The organism is uncultured Pseudoteredinibacter sp., assembly GCF_947500695.1.
Classification (GTDB): domain Bacteria; phylum Pseudomonadota; class Gammaproteobacteria; order Pseudomonadales; family Cellvibrionaceae; genus Pseudoteredinibacter.
The window spans coordinates 266,938-285,513 of the sequence record NZ_CANMSS010000005.1 but is presented as its reverse complement, the minus strand read 5'-3'; the positions used below and the strand labels follow the sequence as shown (position 1 = coordinate 285,513).

General features: G+C 46.2%; 15 protein-coding genes. 6 read left to right on the top strand and 9 right to left on the bottom strand.

Annotated elements, in window-relative coordinates; genetic code table 11:
* The first annotated feature begins 375 nt into the window (after positions 1-375).
* The 3 genes from Q1A08_RS11855 to Q1A08_RS11845 all read left to right on the top strand — a co-directional run bounded on the left by Q1A08_RS11855 (position 376) and on the right by Q1A08_RS11845 (position 1,839).
* Positions 376-957 carry a hypothetical protein gene (locus Q1A08_RS11855; RefSeq protein ID WP_299773116.1) on the top strand — a complete coding sequence of 194 codons (582 nt, stop codon included), beginning with the start codon at positions 376-378 and terminating at the stop codon, positions 955-957.
* Positions 947-1,369: a hypothetical protein gene (locus Q1A08_RS11850; RefSeq protein ID WP_299773114.1), complete on the top strand. Its 423-nt coding sequence runs from the start codon at positions 947-949 to the stop codon at positions 1,367-1,369. The genes Q1A08_RS11855 and Q1A08_RS11850 overlap by 11 nt, the downstream gene beginning before the upstream one ends.
* A 176-nt stretch (positions 1,370-1,545) precedes the next feature.
* Positions 1,546-1,839: a hypothetical protein gene (locus tag Q1A08_RS11845; protein ID WP_299773112.1), complete on the top strand. Its 294-nt coding sequence runs from the start codon at positions 1,546-1,548 to the stop codon at positions 1,837-1,839.
* A 164-nt stretch (positions 1,840-2,003) separates the two neighbouring features.
* Here Q1A08_RS11845 and ppk2 read toward each other — a convergent pair whose 3' ends face one another.
* The 3 genes from ppk2 to recJ all read right to left on the bottom strand — a co-directional run bounded on the left by ppk2 (position 2,004) and on the right by recJ (position 6,187).
* Entirely contained in the window at positions 2,004-3,014 is a 1,011-nt protein-coding gene (gene ppk2 / locus Q1A08_RS11840) for a polyphosphate kinase 2 (protein WP_299773110.1), read from the bottom strand.
* 292 nt (positions 3,015-3,306) lie between these two features.
* Positions 3,307-4,260, bottom strand: a complete 954-nt coding sequence (locus Q1A08_RS11835) for an NAD-dependent epimerase/dehydratase family protein (protein WP_299773108.1) — start codon at positions 4,258-4,260, stop codon at positions 3,307-3,309.
* A 181-nt stretch (positions 4,261-4,441) separates the two neighbouring features.
* Positions 4,442-6,187, bottom strand: coding sequence for a single-stranded-DNA-specific exonuclease RecJ (recJ, locus tag Q1A08_RS11830; RefSeq protein WP_299773106.1), 1,746 nt, complete (start codon positions 6,185-6,187; stop codon positions 4,442-4,444).
* Positions 6,188-6,344: 157 nt separating this feature from the next.
* Between recJ and Q1A08_RS11825 the strand changes: the two genes are divergently transcribed.
* On the top strand, positions 6,345-6,671 hold the full coding sequence (locus Q1A08_RS11825; RefSeq protein ID WP_299773105.1) for a cupin domain-containing protein: 327 nt from the start codon (positions 6,345-6,347) through the stop codon (positions 6,669-6,671).
* A 708-nt stretch (positions 6,672-7,379) separates the two neighbouring features.
* Here the strand turns inward: Q1A08_RS11825 and Q1A08_RS11820 are convergent.
* Complete coding sequence (locus tag Q1A08_RS11820) at positions 7,380-9,443, bottom strand: M13 family metallopeptidase (RefSeq protein ID WP_299773103.1); 2,064 nt, start codon at positions 9,441-9,443, stop codon at positions 7,380-7,382.
* 118 nt (positions 9,444-9,561) lie between these two features.
* On the opposite strand from Q1A08_RS11820, the gene udk reads away from it, so the two are divergent.
* Positions 9,562-10,197, top strand: a complete 636-nt coding sequence (gene udk, locus Q1A08_RS11815) for a uridine kinase (RefSeq protein ID WP_299773101.1) — start codon at positions 9,562-9,564, stop codon at positions 10,195-10,197.
* Between the two features lie 47 nt (positions 10,198-10,244).
* A complete protein-coding gene (locus Q1A08_RS11810) occupies positions 10,245-11,474 on the top strand; it encodes a NupC/NupG family nucleoside CNT transporter (protein WP_363323528.1) in 1,230 nt (409 codons plus the stop codon).
* A 65-nt stretch (positions 11,475-11,539) separates the two neighbouring features.
* Here the strand turns inward: Q1A08_RS11810 and Q1A08_RS11805 are convergent, their stop codons facing one another.
* The 5 genes from Q1A08_RS11805 to Q1A08_RS11785 form a co-directional block, all read right to left on the bottom strand.
* Entirely contained in the window at positions 11,540-13,087 is a 1,548-nt protein-coding gene (locus Q1A08_RS11805; RefSeq protein ID WP_299773099.1) for an AMP-binding protein, read from the bottom strand.
* 197 nt (positions 13,088-13,284) lie between these two features.
* A complete protein-coding gene (locus Q1A08_RS11800; RefSeq protein WP_299773097.1) occupies positions 13,285-13,848 on the bottom strand; it encodes a hypothetical protein in 564 nt (187 codons plus the stop codon).
* Complete coding sequence (locus Q1A08_RS11795) at positions 13,848-15,731, bottom strand: MFS transporter (protein WP_299773095.1); 1,884 nt, start codon at positions 15,729-15,731, stop codon at positions 13,848-13,850. Before Q1A08_RS11795 ends, Q1A08_RS11800 begins: the two co-directional genes overlap by 1 nt.
* Before the next feature lie 62 nt (positions 15,732-15,793).
* Positions 15,794-16,552 (bottom strand): helix-turn-helix transcriptional regulator, encoded by a 759-nt coding sequence (locus Q1A08_RS11790; protein ID WP_299773093.1) that lies wholly within the window; start codon positions 16,550-16,552, stop codon positions 15,794-15,796.
* A gap of 292 nt (positions 16,553-16,844) precedes the next feature.
* Positions 16,845-18,533 carry an alkaline phosphatase D family protein gene (locus Q1A08_RS11785; protein WP_299773091.1) on the bottom strand — a complete coding sequence of 563 codons (1,689 nt, stop codon included), beginning with the start codon at positions 18,531-18,533 and terminating at the stop codon, positions 16,845-16,847.
* Positions 18,534-18,576: the final 43 nt, after the last annotated feature.

Genomic DNA, 18,576 nt, shown 5'->3' with positions numbered 1-18,576 from the left:
GGCTTAATGGGGAGAATGATGATCCTGACAGCTCCCCCGACTAAAACGCAGATGTTTTTTTACCTATTCGGTGGATTCTGTTTGGCTACTGCACTTACTTGTATATTTAAAGGTAGAGTCCGTCAATTTTTCGGAAGCTTAATCGGCTCCGTACTAATCATTGCATCCGTTTGGTATTTGTCATCACAGATCTTTGGAGATGGCCCCTTGTTTAGTGCTCGGTCAGATCAATCGATTTTTAATGCTATAATGTTTACCGTGTTTTTTGGGATTCCTGGGTTAACGTATGTGGCGAAAGCCAAATTTGGTCTTGGCAAAAGGCTCTAACAAAGCCAAGCACTGGAATAAGCTGCCTGAATTCGCGCTAGAATAACTATGCAAAAACTAGCTATTACAACACTAATTATAGGCCTTGGAGGCTGCTCTACCGCCTCGACAAAGGAACCGGAGTGTTATTCGCAGAATTCACACTGGAAGTATTCGTCCGCTCTGTTCTCTGAAGAAGCTGAGAAATGGCCTGAAGTAGAGCCCTATGTATCTCAAAAGGTATTAGCTAGCGTAGCACGAGGTCTAGAAGAAAAGGCGAATGCTATTCTTACTGAGTATAAAAGCTATAAGCTTGGCAATATGAGTGAGTCAGAACAAGCCGCTGTTTTCCCAGAGTTACTCGAAATTACCAAGAGGTACATCGAAGTAAACGAGAGATTAAAAAAATACGAACACTCATATTTGGTTTCCCGCGATACTGTTATTGTTTCAGCTTTCACAAAGGCGGAAAGAGAAGTGAATTCCTTGGCAAGGTCTGGAAAAACGTGCCTTAATAAGGCTGCATATATTCAAGAGGTTAGAAATCGAGCATTTCAGCATATCCGGGAAAATGCTAACAATCAAAGGCAAGGCGACATAAAAAGCACGCCTGTTTTAAACGTTAGAGGCACAAAAAAGCATGAAACATAAAGAGACATCAGATTCTGAGGGAGAATCATATAAACGCCCCTTACTTTTGATGCTTGTGATAAATTTATATTTTTGGTGGAAGCTCTTCGATTATATAGACTTATATATTTGGTCAATCAGTAATGCTACTTTTCTCCAACTTGCAGCCTTAAGCATAAATATACCTATTTACTTAGCTGGCCTGCTTTATATTTTTAAAATCAAGGTAAACCCCCAAATACTTTGGAAGGCCTGGGTGGTTATAGCCATAGCAGATGAAGCCAGAATGAGCATTTTCAATTTTAGCGGCATTAGTGACTTTCTCAATTTCACTGTACCAGTGATACCTATCTATATAATCGGCGTAATGTATGCGTTTTTTTCTAAGGTAATTTGGGATGATAGGAGCGATGAAGCCACAGAAAACAACTAACAAGTCAATGTCGCCTCTCGGCTGGATCTGGGCAGTACGTGCTCCGGCCCACTATTGGGGTGTCACACACCATGAGATATATCGCACGTATATTAAGATATGCACAACCAATAGCTATGAAAGGACTTCAGGAAAGCAACGCTTTTTTTAGTGCAATATAGGTACCTCTCCAAAACATGACTCGAAATATAGCGATTATTACATTAGCGGCGTTCTTTGCCTTTGCCATTCACAATATGAAGGCGAAGCCTTTTGGCTGGTGGCCTCTTCATGATTTCTCCTCTGACATTCAAATAAGCCTGACCTCTACCTGGAAGTCTGAAGATATATTGGTGGACTCAGAAAACTTGCTAACTTCTGGAATTTTCGCTGGAAACAGTTCGCCGATTGATGCTTGCTTTGTTTTTGCATTACTAAGTACAGGGATATCAGTATTCTATTGGGATATGTATCTTCTTGTGCCTATATAGATTAAATAGATGTGCAACAATTCGCTGTTGGTGGTCTAATCTGCTTAAACAGGTCTTTTTACTGAATCAAGCAAAAACGCTCAGACTGCCGCTTGATCAACCAAAATCAAAACGGCAGCCATACTCAATATCAGCCTTAGTGCCCTACTGAGCCTAAGGATTGATTACCAATCACCCAAGTGATGACCAAGAATATGCTTAGATTTAGCAATGATATGCTCACTATGCCCAACAATCAGCGGATCTGGGCGGCGTACAACATGCTCATCTTTATCTGGGTAAGGCAGGCTGTTCAAGAAGTGCATCATGCAGGCTAGGCGTGCGCGCTTTTTGTCATTGGATTTCACAATAGTCCATGGCGCATCGGCGGTATCTGTGTAGAAGAACATCGCCTCTTTCGCTTCGGCATACTCATCCCATTTACTTAAAGAAGCCTTATCGATTGGCGATAGCTTCCACTGTTTTAGCGGATCATTACCACGGCTTTCAAAACGGCGGCGCTGCTCATCTTGGCCTACAGAGAACCAGTACTTGAATAGGCGAATACCACTGCGCACCATCATGCGCTCTAGCTCAGGAGTCTGACGCATAAATTCCAGGTATTCTTCTGGAGTACAAAATTCCATTACGCGCTCTACACCGGCACGGTTATACCAAGAGCGGTCGAACAGTACCATTTCACCACGCGTTGGTAAGTGCTTTATGTAACGCTGAAAGTACCACTGCCCGGCTTCGTTTTCAGTGGGCTTTTCAAGAGCAACGACTCGCGCACCACGAGGGTTTAGGTGCTCGGTAAAACGCTTAATGGCGCCACCCTTACCCGCAGCATCACGACCTTCAAAAATCATTACGATTTTTTGGCCAGATTCTTTTACCCACTTTTGAACCTTTAACAGCTCTATCTGAAGCTGACGCTTTTTGCGATCGTAATCTTGGCGCTTTAGTTTGGTTTTGTAGGGGTACTCACCACTGAGAAATAGCTTTCGAATCGCTTCAGGGTCTTTGCGTACCTCAGCCAAGTGATGTAAATGATCCACTGAATCCTCACCTTCCACCATGGCGCTGGCCGCTTCGCCAGCTAAGGTTTCCAATGTCTCCTCATTCACAGCGCTAAAATCGACCTCGGCCAATTCGCTGGTATCCGGTAGGCTAGTGTTCACTGTATCGTCTTTCACGGGTTTCTCTCCTAGTTTTAAATGCTTCCACTTGGCTGAGCTGAGTTTTTAGCAGGCCTATTTGCTAGTTTCATTAGAAACCAAGGCCAACAGAAGCTCAATTAGTTTATATGTTCAGTATTACACTTATATACCATAGGAAAGAACGCAATTTGCTGATCTAAAACAAGTAAAGAATGGCCTTGTTATCTGGGCTGATAAAAACGCTCAAAAGTACTATTTTTAGCTTAAAAACTGCCGTTTTGAGTAACAAATCTACACCGGTAATTCATACCCATAATTCATGCCATTATTAGAGATTTGCCATACCTTCGTCCCAGCTAATAACTGGCTGATAGCCAAGCTCAGAGCGTGCCTTATCGTCTTTCAAAGTACAGTTGCGAGACATCACCATGACGGTGTAGTTATTCAGTGGCGGCTCGCCACCTAGATTGAGCCAGCGCCAGCTATTTTCGCAGATTGCCCCCAAAGCACTGGCCAACCAGAGCGGAAGATTTCTATTGCCAAGCTGCAACTGCTTACTGGCCGCCATACCTTCGATTATATCCCGTAAGCTATGATCACCATCATCCAATACAAAGTAGGCCTCACCGCCCTCGCCTTTGTGTAGTGCCAGTTTGACGGCATGAATCAGGTTATCGATATGGGTTGATGAGGTCATCGCTTGGCCGTGGTTTATCCATACCCAAGCATTTTGCTTGGCCATTTTTTCAATGGCAGGCAATAAGGTTTGATCTCCGGGGCCCCAGATAAATCTTGGCCGTAGCACCAAGCAAGGCATCTGGGCGCTATTAGCCGCCATAACTCGCTGCTCGGCTTGAGCCTTGCTAGCACAATAGGGGTATGGCGAATCCGGGGCGAGCGGGTAGCTTTCATCAGCATGATGCAAATCTTGACCATGAACCAAGCCCGCCTCAGTGCCAATATGAATAAAGCGCTTTACTCCGGCTTGCTTGGCCGCCGCGAGCATATTTTCGGTGCCGATTACATTGGCCTTGTGCCAAGCGTCTTTTGGCCCCCACTGCTCTACATAGGCCGCGCTGTGAATCACAGTGTCGCAGCCGGCAATATGCTCGGCATTTATCGATTCCAGATCACAGCGTTTGGAGGTTCCCCCTAGGGATTTTATAAGTTGGTCGCTCTCGGCCCTGCGAGACATGGCGACGACTTCATGGCCTTCTTTTACCAGCATTTGCAAGGCAGCCTTGCCTACAAAGCCAGAAGCTCCAGTAAGGAAAATTTTCATGGTATTGCCTATTCGTTATTGTTGTTTTATTAGGGCCTTTAACACTGATTCGATCGTCACTGCGAACTAATGTTAACAGGCCCTAGCAAACCATACTTTATTCTGAAGCTACTAAGCTGCCATAGTGAACTTACAGTTATTTACAGAGAAATTTGAAGGCCTTGGATTATTCGCTAGCTTCTTACAGAACATCAATATGATTCACTAACAGTTGTAAACTGCGACGGCCACGAAACTCATTGACGTCCAATTTGTACGATAGGTGTAAGCGCTCGGCTCGGTAGTTCGGCCACTTATCGGTATCAACATTAAAAGCGATGGCATCAATAAGCTGCTGACTGCCCTCTTCAAGGCTGACCGTAAATTTCAGATGTCGATCGCCCACTATTCTTTGATTAACCAGATAAAACTCGCCATCGAAACTAGGCTCTGGGAAGTTTTGCCCCCAAGGGCCAGCACTTTGCAGCATCTCTGCCATCGGCATGGAAAGCTCATTGGCCGCTAAGGCACCATCGCTATTAATCTTGGCCTGCAGGTCATCATTGCTGAGCTGCTCGCGCACCACTTCATCAAAGGCGATTTGGAATTCTGCAAAGCGATTTTTCGCTAGGCTCATGCCAGCGGCCATGGCATGACCGCCAAATTTATTCAGTAGGCCTGGGTTGCGCGCCGCTACTGAATCTAGGGCATCTCGTATATGTAAGCCTTGAATGGAACGGGCTGAGCCCTTAATGGTGCCGGCATCACTGTCTTCATCAGCAAAAATGATCACCGGGCGATGGTATTTATCTTTGATGCGCGAGGCCAAAATACCAATAACCCCTTGATGCCAATCGGCTTGGTACAAAGTGAGCCCCCAGGGCATATTGGCTTCATCTAAAGCCAATTGCGATAAGGTCGCCATGGCCTGTTTTTGCATGGATTGCTCGATGCTTTTGCGATCACGATTTAAGTCATCTAGCTGGGTAGCCAGCTCGGCCGCTAAGCCTTCATGGGGTGCCAGCAAACAATCGATACCGAGGCTCATATCATCAAGACGGCCAGCGGCATTTAAGCGCGGCCCCAATACAAAACCTAAATCGACCGAGCTGATTTTATTGGCGGGCCGACCGGCGACATTTAACAACGCTTGGATTCCCGGCCGCGAATGGCCAGCGCGGATACGCGCTAAGCCCTGCTGCACAAGGATTCGATTGGGATGATCTAAAGTCACCACATCGGCAATCGTGCCCAATGCTACCAAATCCAATAAGCTGGCTAAATTGGGCTCTGCTATTGCCAGCTCTGCAAACCAGCCTTGCGATCGTAACCTGGCCCGTAGAGCCAACATGACATAAAAGATCACCCCCACACCCGCCAAGTTTTTACTGGGAAATTCGCAGCCTGGTTGATTCGGGTTCACTATCGCTACCGCATCGGGCAGCTCCTCGCCTGGCAGGTGGTGATCAGTAACCAGCACTTCCATGCCGAGCTCCTGCGCCCGAGCAACGCCTTGCACACTAGAGATACCGTTATCTACCGTCACCAGTAAATCAGGTTTATCGGGTGCATTCGCCGCTACTTCTACAATTTCTGGGGTTAGGCCATAACCGTATTCAAAACGATTGGGCACTAGGAAATCGACCTGTTGTAGCCCCATGGACTGCAAAGCCAATGTGGCCACGCTGGTGCTGGTGGCGCCATCGGCATCGAAATCGCCAACAATCAAAACCTTTTGCTGCTGTCGCAAAGCAAGCTCTAAGCGATCAACCGCTTGGGCCATGCCCTTGAGCAAATCAGGTGAAGGAAGCTTAGCCAGCTGCAGCTCAAGCTCTGCCAGTTGCGCAATCCCCCGGCTGGCGTAGATACGCTGTAATAAAGGGGGTAATTCTGACTGCTGTAATTCAGCACTCGGGTCTGATTGGCGTTGGTGAATAACGGTGTTCATTAATAAAAGATGGCCTTGGATCTGTGCACTTAGCAATGGCTTGCTAAGTACGCTGTTGGAATATCCTGAGTATAACTGCCTTGACCCGCAAACAGCGAACCATTAAATTAGCCCGCATTAACCGAACCATCATTCAACTTTAATAAGTGAGCAAATAATGTCCAAATCCATTCTACGTATGCCTGCCAGTAGCGCCGGCGGCGAAAGCAGCCCCATTGACCCAAGCAAGCTCATTAGCGGTCAGCCCATGCAAGAAACCCATAATATGTTCACTAACCAAGCCGAGAATTTCTTCTGTGGCGTGTGGCGCTCAGATGCAGGGAAATGGAATATTGAATACAGCGAGGATGAGTTTTGCTACATGATCAGCGGTGAGGCCATCATCTGTAGCGAAGATGGGCAAACCGAAACGGTAAAAGCCGGCGATGCCTTTACCATACCCGCTGGCTTTAAGGGCACATGGGAGAGTATTGGGCACGCTTAAAAGTTTTACGCTATTTACGAAGAAAGCGAATAATCAATTTTAGATTGTAAAGTGTTTTGAGCTTCGCCCTATGGATTGGAGTGGGCTCAAAATGACTGCGACAAAATTAATTATCAGAATGAAAAATCGAAGGGGAAATAAAAATGGTGCGACGCTTAGTTTTCCTATCCTAGCCGGTAAACCGGTGTGATCAGCTTCCTGCCCATCTCCTTAGTGCAAATCGACTTTAACACTTCCTTGCTTCGATTTGACCTAAACGCCGCCAGTTTCCTTACAAACTTGTCAACCAAAACCAAATAGTTAATTAACTAATTTACATTTCGATTGTGAACTCAGTATAGATGGCAAAATAAAAATAAACAGTGCTGTTTTTGAAAAATCACTAGAACTGGTTAGCAGTTTCGATTTTTTCGGACTGTATTTATTAGACTGAATTTTTGTCGCCACCCAATATGAAACATAGGTTAACGGATAACGAAATAAAGTCTAGTGAGAGCGCCATGAAATACGTTTATCTTCCGGCAAGAAAAATAAACCTTCACCACCAAAGCGGTAGCTTTTATTTTTTGTTTACCTAATTTAGTTTTATTTTGATCAATAAACCGGCAGGAAAAATCTAAAACAAACACTAAAAACTCGAATTTCAAAAACAAAAAAACCGCTTGCTGTTTTAGCCAAGCGGTTTTTATAAGCGATCTATTTGTTAACTTACCAAATATAAACGCGCTCTTCAGGTGGCAAGTACATACCATCACCCGGTTTCACATCGAAAGCTTCATAGAAAGCATCGATATTAGGCATCACACCGTTTACACGATATAAAGCTGGTGAGTGAGGATCGGTTTTAAGCTGCTTGCTTAAATACTCATCACGCGCCTTGCTACGCCAGGCTTGAGTCCAACCTAGGAACACACGCTGCTCACCCGTAAAGCCGTCGATTACTGGTGAAGGCTTGCCGTTTAGGGTTGCCTTATAAGCTTTATAGGCAATGCTCAAACCACCAAGGTCACCAATGTTCTCACCAATGGTTAGCTCGCCATTTACATGCTCGCCTGGTAAGGGCTCAAACTTATTGTATTGATCGATAAGCTTTTTAGTGCGCTCTTTAAACTTGGCCAGATCTTCATCAGTCCACCAGTTACGCAGATAGCCATCACCATCGTAACGTGAACCCTGATCGTCAAAGCCGTGACCAATTTCGTGGCCAATAACACCACCAATCGCACCGTAGTTAACCGCATCATCCGCTTCTAGATTAAAGAACGGCGGCTGCAAAATGGCAGCAGGGAATACGATTTCGTTAAGAATTGGGTTGAAGTAAGCATTAACCGTTTGTGGGCTCATACCCCAACGCTCGCGGTCAACAGGCTTGCCCAACTGATCGATCATGAAGTCGTGCTCAAACTGACGAGCGCGCTGCATATTACCCACTAGATCATCAGCTTTAAGCTCTAATGCGCTGTAGTCACGCCACTTGTCCGGATAACCAATCTTAGTGCGGAATTTGCTGAGCTTATCTTTTGCAGCAACCTTGGTCTCATCACCCATCCATTCCAGCTTATCGATGGAATCGCCATAAGCTGCGATCAAGTTGTTTACCAGCTTCTTCATGCGAGCTTTGGCTTCTGGCGGGAAGTGACGCGCTACGTATTCCTGACCTAAGAGCTCACCTAGATTGTTGTTAAGGGCGCTTACAGCACGCTTCCAACGAGCACTTGGCTCTTTTACGCCATATAGATGCGCGCTGCGGAAATCGAAACGGGCATCAAATAATGGCTTATGCATTTCTGAGCCGTAGCTGTCCATTAGATGAAGTTTGAAATACAGCTTCCAGGTTTCTAGATCTGTGTCATTAATGATCTTTGGAAGCGCCTGCAAATAACTTGGCTGATAAACGATGTATTCTTTCTGACCAGCAACACCGGCCGCCTTTAAGAAGCCCTGCCAAGCGTCAGCACCAATGTCAGACATCCAGCCATTGATTTCTTCATTGCTTATACGGTTGTAGGTCTTTTCGCTATCGCGGTTTTCAACCTTGGTCCAGTGGTGTTCAGCCATGGCTTTTTCTAAAGCGTACACTTTAGCGGTATCGCCTTTTAAGCCGGCCAAATCAGTTAACGCTTGCAAGTATTCCTGATACTTAGCCTGGGTCTTCTTAGCTTTTTCGGTATCGTCAAAGTAGTAATCGCGGTCCGGTAAGCCTAGACCATCTTGAACGAGATACACCACATTGGTATTTGGATCTTTTTTATCGGCGTATACCCAAAAGGCGGCTGGCGCACGATCGATCATAATGCCAACGCGGGCGAAGTATTCCACCACATCTTTTTTGCTTTGCAGCTTATCGATGGCGGCAAACTCAGCTTCTAAGGGCTTCATGCCCAGCTCGTTCACCAAACTTTCATTCATATAGCTGTTATACAAGTTGCCAATTTGCTGACCTGAGGCCGAGCCGGCTTTTTGCGAGACTTCTTCAATAATCTCACGAATTTGCTTTTTGCTGTTTTCAGCCAATACGTTAAAGGTGCCCCAGCGGGACTTATCATCCGGGATCTGGTGAGTATCTAACCAATGACCATTAGTGTGGCGGAACATATCATCAGCCGCCTTCACACTTTTATCCATACCGGTGGTATCAATACCGGAGTTCATAATGACTTGTTGAGCACTTTGTTCGGCATCAGCCTTGGCTACTTTGTCACCACCCGTTTGGGGGCCGCTACAGGCGCTTACCGCTAGGGCAACAGCGCATACCAGTAATTTTTGTTTCATCTTCCTCTCCTGTTCGGATTTTAACCAATAGTATTGGCACTTATGTTCTTCGGCGCGTGAATTGCGGCGCCTGTATTGCTATAGTGCGGCCTCTCCATTAGACGATAGAAATTGCCAAATGCGTTCAACCATTATTCTGATCAGTGGGCCATCGGGCTCAGGTAAATCCAGCCTTAGCGAAGCCTTAGCCGCCTCACTCAGTGAAAGCCAAGGGCCTGATTGTGTAAATATCATCCACGAAGATAACTATTATCGGGATCAGAACGATAAAGCCTTCGCCGAGCGCTGTGAACAGAATTACGATCACCCGAGCGCCTTTGAGCATGAGTTGCTATTACAGCAATTGCAGCAACTGCAAGCTGGGCATAGCGTTGATATGCCGGTTTATGACTTTAGCCAACATACCCGCAGCGACCAAGTAAAAACCCTTAAGCCCTGCCCCATCATCATTGTGGAAGGCATCTTGTTGCTGTCACAAGAGAAATTACGCAACTTTTCAGATCTTAATATCTACGTCGATACGCCCATGGATATCTGCTTAATAAGACGTTTAGAACGGGATATCCAGCAACGCGGCCGGGATATGGAATCTGTACTGAGCCAATATCAGGCCACCGTGCGCCCTATGGCCGAAGCTTATATTCTGCCCTCCCGTCAGCAAGCGGATGTGGTATTATCTGGCACCGCAGAGCCGGGACGCAGCCTGGCATTACTTCGTGATCACCTATCCCATAATGTGAACACGCAGGCATAGAGCCGCAAGGCTTATACAAATACAACAATACCGCCAAGGAGCGTCCTTTGACTTCTTTGATACCTCTAGTGGGCATGCTGTGTCTGCTGGCCGTTGCTTTTGCATTTTCGAAAAACCGCAGCTCAGTAAGCTGGCGCACGGTTGGTGCCGCCTTTATGCTGCAAGTATCTCTAGGCGCCTTGGTTCTTTATGTGCCTTTTGGCCAAACCATGTTGGCCAGCCTCTCGGAAACTGTTTCCAGCGTTTTAAACTACGCCCAAGATGGCATTAAGTTTTTATTCGGTGACATTGGCCGCATGAAGATGGGCTTTATCTTCGCCTTCCATGTTCTGCCGGTGGTGATTTTCTTCTCTGCTTTGGTTGCCGTTCTTTACCACTGGGGTGTAATGATCTGGGTAATTCGGGTTATCGGTGGCGGCCTACGTAAGCTCTTAGGCACCAGCCGCACAGAATCCATGGTAGCCGCTGCGAATATTTTTATCGGCCAGGCCGAAGCCCCACTTACCATCAAACCTTATATTCCTACCCTTAGCCGCTCACAGTTATTTGCAGTGATGGTAGGTGGTACCGCTACCGTTGCCGGTTCGGTATTGGCCGGCTACGTTGGGCTAGGTGTTGAGCTTAAGTATTTGCTTGCGGCCAGCTTTATGGCAGCGCCAGGCGCCCTACTGATGGCTAAAATTCTAGAGCCTGAAACCGAAGAGCTGGATGCCGCCAGCGAAGAAGGCGAAATCTATAAAGAAGAATACGTCAATGTGATCGACGCCGCCGCAAGCGGTACCTCACAAGGTCTGATACTAGCGGCCAATATTGGCGCTATGTTGATCGCCTTTATCGCTCTGATTGCAATGCTAAACGGTATCCTAGGGGCTGTAGGTGGCTGGATTGGTTTAGAGCATTTATCTCTTGAATGGATTTTGGGTCATGTCTTCCGCATTGTAGCGGTTCTAATGGGCGTGCCTTGGGAAGAATCCATTACCGCTGGCAGCTTAATTGGTCAGAAGCTGGTACTTAATGAGTTTATCGCTTACGCCAACTTTGCCGAGATCAAAGATCAGCTAAGCCCATACAGCCAAGCCGTTATTACCTTTGCACTATGCGGTTTTGCTAACTTCTCTTCGATTGGTATCTTACTAGGTGGCTTTGGCACCATTGCTCCAGAACGTCGCAAAGATGTTGCCAAACTCGGCCTGAAAGCTGTAATCGGTGGCTTTATGGCCAACCTGATGAGTGCTTGTATTGCTGGATTCTTCTTGTCTTTTACCTTAGTTAGCTAAGCGCTAAATTCAGTAGCCAGTCTATTCTGGGGGCTTTAATTGCGAGCCCCCAGAGTTTTATTCTTTTAAACCTTTCTTCCTGCGTCTTCCCAATAAGGATCTTTCAAGCGTTTCTTAAATATCTTGCCGCTATCTTCCCTTGGCAAAGCATCATGAATATCCAGCTTGCGAGGCATTTTGAACCTTGCCAAATTACCCTCTAGCGCCTGCTGTAAATCATTTAGGCTCAATTCACTGTCAGCTTGTAACTGTACAGCAGCGACGATTTTTTCACCGAACTCTTCATCAGGTGCACCAAACACTGCGCAGTCCAATATTTCGGGCAGACGTAAAATTTCAGCTTCAATTTCACTCGGAAAGATATTGGCACCGCCCGAAATAATCATTTCTTTTTTGCGATCGCTGATAAACAAGAAACCCTCTTCGTCTAGGTAGCCCACATCACCAACTGTGGCAAAGCCTCCCAGTTCTTGATCGCTGAGATCGCCTTCGCTATTGGTGTAGCCAAAGCCTGATGCGAGCATGGAGTGGATATAGATGGTGCCGGTTTCACCTGCGGGCAATTCATTGAGCTCATCATCATAAATTTTAATGGCCGTACCTTCGCGGGCACGACCTACCGAGCCAGGTTTTTCTTGGGCTTCAGTCGAGCTGATTAAGGTCATAAAGCCCAGTTCGCTGGCACCATAACTTTCATTAAACACTGGGCCAAACCAATCGATCATCGCTTCCTTCACATCTACCGGGCAGGGCGAGCCGGTGGACACGGAATAACGCAAGCTGCTCACATCGTATTTGCTGCGCATTTCTTGGGGTAGTTTTAATAGGCGCACCATCATCGTGGGGACAATGTAAGCGTGGCTTATCTTGTGTTCTTCAACAGCCTTGAGGAAGGCCTCTGGATCAAACTGAGGCTCTATATAAATATCCACTTCCGGCGTGGCCAGTGCCGATAAACTCAAAGTATTGGGCGCACTGTGATACATGGGTGCTGCCATATAAAACTTATCGCCAGGTTGTAGGAACATAAAGCCCTGCCCCAGCATTTGGTACATCATATAGCGATCGGGGGCATCGGGGCTGGCTGGGCGAGTGATTCCCTTGGGTCGGCCAGTACTGCCGGAGGTATAAGCAAATAAGCCCCTTACTTTTTGAGGCTCCGTAGCGATTTCCTCGCTTTTGTCGATCGCCGATTCTAAAGACTGAGCGGTGGACTGCTTTTCACTACTGTCGAGATTGTATTTATCGGCAATGGATTTTGGCGTGCTGCAGGAAAAAACAGAGATCTTATCGCTTTGCTGATTAAAGACCTCATTGCCAGATAAAGCATCCAATAAATCCTGATGGGCGATTAAAACCTTAGACTGGGAATCTTCCAGGATATGGGCTATCTCGGCCGCAGAGCCGTGCCAGTTTAGCGCCACATAGCGAGCCCCAACATAGCGGCAGGCCTCGATAATCTGCAGATAGACCGGCTCATTGCGCATTAAAATAGCAATCGCATCATCTGGCTCAACGCCACTATCTTTCAGTACCGCTGCAATTTTTCTGGCACCACTGTGAAAACTGCTTTCATCAATTGCCTGATCGGCAAAGTAAATCGTAGATGACATACCGGCTCCTTATTGTTATTTCTCGACGGCCTAAGCCCTATGACTAGGCTCTCACTATTTGATGATATTGGCCATGGTGGAAGACGACATTCAGCTGGGGAATGAGGCTAGCTAAGGATGTACGGTTGCAAGATTTAGGGATCTACTTCTTAAAAGGGGTCAGGTCTGACTCCGGAAACGGTGCTACCAGCCTTAAGCTAAAAGAACTGCTGATAGCCATGGTAAGCAATAATGATCAATACACCGTAGCTCAGCGCATTAAACTGAAGTACATGACGTATCAAGGCAGCACGTTCCTCTAAAACTTCCGCCACCTTTGAGGTTTTTAAGGTTCGATATTCAATATAAATAGTGGCCGCGTAAGCCAAAACGAAATCAAGAATTAGAGAGGACCACCACACAAAGTTCATAGTGGCCTCTGAGGGCTCGTAGAAAATTGCCCATATTACTGGATCGATTCGCAGCAAAAGAAAAACAGCTGGAATTATAAACACACCCGCCAGGGTGGAGTATAAGTTGAATTTAAAAACACATAGGACCAGTTGTTTGAAACCTACCTCAGGGGCCAACCGTTTTAAGTATGCAAGTTCAATCAAAAATACAAGGACAGCCCCAAACAAAAATGCATAGGCGTTCACCATGAAAATAATAGGAAGCCCGCCATTAGCCTCCGCGAGCTGAGGTAAAAATAACGCCGCTATCAAAACAGCAATAGGGGGCATTTTCAAAAATTGATTACCCCCTTGAGCCTTATTAAACACTAAGCCGCATTCCCACGCAGTTCTTTTACAGCTTGCTCCAGCTCAGCGGCTGTAGCTTGCTCTGGCTCGATGGCGTCTGCAGCAACAACTTCAACTTTGGACCAAAAACGTCTTGGTAGGGAAAGCATCGCTTGGCCGTTTTTATGACTGAAAAAGCTTCCCCATAGTCCTTTAAGGGCCATTGGCACTACTGGGACTGGATTGCGTTCTATGATGCGCTCGATGCCCGTTTTGAACTCATTAATCGCGCCGCTTTCGGTAAGCTTGCCTTCTGGGAAGATACACAATAGATCCCCGGCTTCTAGACCTTCAGATATTTCATCAAAAGCGCGCTCATAGGCCTCTTTATCAACATGCTGAGAAATAATAGGAATAGTACGGCCTGTTCTGAAAATAAAGTTTAATACCGGCAAATCATAGATGGGCTTAAACATGATAAAGCGAATCGGGCGACGCACTGCACCAGCCAACAGCAAGGCATCCATATAGCTCACGTGGTTACAAACAATGATCGCGCCATCTTTTTCGGGAATCTTATCCAGATCTTTGTGCTTAACACGGTACATGGTGTGGCTAAGAATCCATACCAAAAATCGCATGGTAAATTCAGGTACCTGATAGAAGATAAACAGTGCAATGCCGATGTTCATTAAAGCGATGGTAAGTAGGAAATACGGGATACTCAAATCAAGTACTGCTAGGAATAGAACTCCCATCAAGGCTGAGCCCACCATAAATAAAGCGTTCATAATATTATTTACGGAGATCATTTGAGCGCGTGTTTTTTCTTCCGAGCGGATTTGAATCACGGCATACAGCGGTACAATATAAAAGCCACCAAAAACACCAATCATCATCAGATCAAAGATAACTGGTAAACTGCCCGGCGCCATTAGAAATTGCCAAAAATCACCATTATCCAAGGCTACAAAGCCGGCTGCTGCAAAATAACTGTGAATACCGAATAGACTGATACCGGCAGCACCAAAAGGCACCAAACCCATTTCTACTTTCTGGCCAGACATTCTTTCGCACAATAAAGAACCCAGCGCAACGCCAACGGTAAACACACACAACAAAAAGGTAACGACGGTAGGGTCACAGCCCAAAACATCTTTGGTGAATACAGGTAACTGAGTTAAATACGCAGCACCTATAAACCAAAACCAAGAAATACCCAAGATCGATAAAAATACCGTGTGATTTGAGCGGGCCATTTTTACAACACGAAGTGTCTGGCTCAGGGGGTTCCAGTTAAACTTTAAGTCTGGGTTGGAAGCCGGCACTTTAGGAATAAACAGGCTGGTCATAAAACCAATGCCAGATACCGTTACCACAGCAATAGACACCCAAAGTGTGGCCTGCTCGCTGTTAGCTAAAACACCACCCAGCACAGTACCTAGTAAAATCGCACTAAAGGTACCCATTTCGATTTGGGCATTAGCACCTACCAGCTCGGTTTCATGCACGGCTTGGGGAAGAATGGCATATTTAACAGGGCCAAACATCGCCGATTGAAAACCCAACAAAAAGAGCACACTCATCATCGCTGGCACACTGTTTTGCCACATCGCCCATGCAGCAAACCCCATAATGACAACCTCAAAGGCCTTGATCCATTTTATTAAAGCGGCTTTATTAAACTTATCGGCCAACTGGCCAGCCGATGATGAAAACAGAAAGAACGGCAGAATAAACAAGCCGGCGGCAAGGTTACTCAAAACCGCCATTTGCTCGCTGTTTTGACCAATACTGAATACTAGTAAAACGATCAGCGCATTTTTAAAAACATTATCATTAAAAGCACCAAAGAACTGTGTCAGAAAGAGGGGCAAAAACCGTCTCTGACCGAGTAACTCAAACTGACTACTATGATGTGACATGCTAATTCCTTTTCAATAAATCTGATGAGCCACTAGGGGCACTCTTATAAGCCACAAGGGGGCTAGGCAGCTGGAAACTGTTTGCCCGTACCCGGACGACGAAGGCGCTGAAAGCTTTGAACTTCCCATGGGCGAATAGCTATCATCAAGCTACTGCCAAAACGCTCTTCGAGTGGTAAGTTTTTATCCTCTTCGGCGAGCTGGTTAAACTCGCGTGCCAAGCTTTCTATTTTGCGCTGCATAATGGCATTGGCGCTTGGGGATAACATAGCATTTTGGAACAACATTAGCTCGCCCGCGCCATCAAAGCTACTGGCGAAATAATCGCTTTGAATTTGCTGACGGAAGTACTGCTGAATTGGACCTTCAGGCAACCAGCGAAAGCCACGATCAACCAATAACTTAATGCGATTATTCGGCAGCAACTCAATTAAACGAAGACGATCTAGTTTGGCTAAGAGTTGCACACACTCTGCGCCACTGAGTTGATAGGTATGCACGATCTCGTGAAACTGCCATCTATTCAATGCACAAACCGCCACCAAAAGTAATTTGGGCTGGTCAACCAATTGCTGCTCCTGCTCTTGGCTTAGCTGGCTGATAGATTGCTGAGCCTGGGCCTTATTGGCCAGCTCGGCAACCGTCATCCCAAGTAGCTCGCAGAGACTATCGAGTCTTTGCAGGGAGATATTGGCTGAGGAAAACAAGCGCTTTACACTAGCTTCGCTCAACTCTAAGGCCTTAGCCACATGGGCATAGGTCTTACCTTGGGCCTTCAATTCTCGTTTCAGGCCGTCAACAATAGCTTGGGTCTGGGACATAAGCACCTCGATCAATAGGCAGATATTTGCTTTCGAACTGGGGCAATACTGGCCTTAAGGATTATATTTCGCAACTATTAAAGCCAAAAGTCTCGCAAATCTCAACACAAAGCATCAAATATTGATACCAAGCCGGATTTTCAAAATAATACAGGGAAATCTCCAAAGCTAGGATTAAGGATGTGCTGGTTATTTTTTAAACGACCCAGAAGTAAGAAGATGGGGCAGCTGAGTAGCTACCCCGAAATACGGTTTAGTGCTGCCAATTGAGAATGCCAATTAACAGTGGCAATTAAGAAGTATAGTTAAGGCTTTCCTGATCGTTAACCACATTGAAGCTACGAACAACTTCAGTTTTGTACTCTGGCTTTAGCACTGTTGAAACCGTCACAAACTCAGTGGCCGCCTTATCGTGATCCAGCACAACGCGCACATATCCGTTATAGCGATTGTCGGTGTAAATCACTTCAGGGTTATGCTCAGCTACCAAATTATCAAGCAGCTCTGCTCCCTCAATACCTAAACGCAGAAAGTCACCTGGCGAACTAATTCCAGTAGTACCAATTTCTACCCCCATGCGCTCACCCTTTTGATTAAAGAGCTGATTTTGCCAATAGGCATGGCTATCACCCGTGAGTACTAAAAGGTCTTTGGCGCCCGCAGCAGCACACAAATCATAAAAACGTTCACGAGCCGCCCCGTAGCCATCCCAAGTATCAAGATAAAACGGCAAGTCCAACTCACCTACGCGCCCCATCACTTTCCATTCTTCTGCAACCGCATCGCTTGGGTCCTTTTTGCTTAAACCTTTGATTAGGTCGTTAAAAAATGGATGTTTTAAACTGGGGACATGCGTACGAGCCATGGGAATTTGATTGGCAATAATGCGCCAGCGGCGTTTTTCAGACACAGAGTTACGCAGAGATTTATCGAGGAAAGACTCCATATCTTTTGAGAGCATGTTTCTCTCTGGGGCCGCAAGCACTTCCTGCATAAAACGATCACGATCTTGCGCCGTTTTAATTTTTGGTAAGTGCTCAGCATAATCAATTTGCAAGGCACGTCCGGTATGACGCGTTTCCAAAGTAATGATATCGGCCAGATCACCATAGCTGAAGTTACGCCAGTACTGGGCCCTACTCATACCGATGGAAGGCTCACGAATTGGCATCCATTCGTAATAAGCCTGTAGGGAAGCGCTGCGACGATTGGACCAATCACCCTCGGTTCCTGGCTGGTGGTTTTGCGCACCATTCATCCACGGGTTATTCGTCGTCTCATGATCATCCCAGATTGGAATTAACGGGTGAGCCGCGTGCATATGCTGTGAACCATGATCAGTTTTATATTGAGCATGCCGCTGACGATAATCTTCTAAGGAAACAATTTCATGCGCAGGCAGATGCACGCGCTCTATTTCTTTACCTACATTACCGCCCCAACCATCTTCAGCATATTCATAGATGTAATCGCCCAAGTGCAATACCAAATCAACTTGCTCATCTTTGGCAATGGCATCATAGGCATTGAAGTAACCAAACGGAAAGTTAGAGCAAGAAGCAACCGCCAAACCTAGCTTGCTAACATGCCCACTAGCCAGCGTTTTTGTACGACCAATCATTGAGCTACCAGCAGCGGTTTTAAAGCGATAGAAATAACGGTTGCCCGGTAGCAATTTATTCACCAGCACTTTAACCGTGAAGTCACGCTCGGCACTCGTCGTTTGATTGCCACTGGCAACAATATCATTGAAATCTATATCTTTGGCGACTTCCCAACTCACGTTTTCAAAATCTTTGTCCGTGCTCACTCGAGTCCAGATAACCAAGCTATTGTGATCCGGATCACCGCTGGCTACACCATGCTGGAAAGAGCTTGCCGCTGAGCGGCTTTTATTTTCAGTAGTACAACCCACTACCGAAAGAGCGGACGCTGCCGTTACACCGGCTAATAATTGGCGACGGGAGAGAGGGAATCGCATAACAAACAACCTAAATCAAATAAAAAAAGAGGCCCGAAGGCCT